At 75.4% G+C, this 305-nt stretch carries 1 protein-coding gene; it reads left to right on the forward strand.

From position 1 onward, the window contains the following. On the forward strand, nucleotides 1-305 hold a 305-nt coding region (locus IG94_RS39540; RefSeq protein ID WP_043485783.1), incomplete at both ends, for a beta-ketoacyl synthase N-terminal-like domain-containing protein.

A 305-nucleotide genomic window follows, 5' to 3' on the forward strand; every position in this document is an offset into this window, starting at 1 on the left:
GTCGGTGGCGGTGGACACGGCGTGTTCGTCGTCGCTGGTGGCGCTGCACCTGGCGGTGCAGGCGCTGCGGGGCGGCGAGTGCTCGATGGCGCTGGCCGGCGGCGTGACCGTCATGCCGAATCCGGGGGTGTTCGTCGGCTTCTCCCGCATGCGGGGCATGTCCGAGGACGGCCGCTGCAAGTCCTTCGCCGCGGGAGCCGACGGCGCCGGCTGGTCGGAGGGCGCCGGCGTGCTGCTCGTGGAGCGGCTCTCCGACGCCCAGCGGCTGGGGCACCGGGTGCTGGCCGTCGTACGGGGTACGGCGG

The sequence above is a fragment of the Streptomyces olivaceus genome, assembly GCF_000721235.1.
GTDB classification, from domain to species: domain Bacteria; phylum Actinomycetota; class Actinomycetes; order Streptomycetales; family Streptomycetaceae; genus Streptomyces; species Streptomyces olivaceus.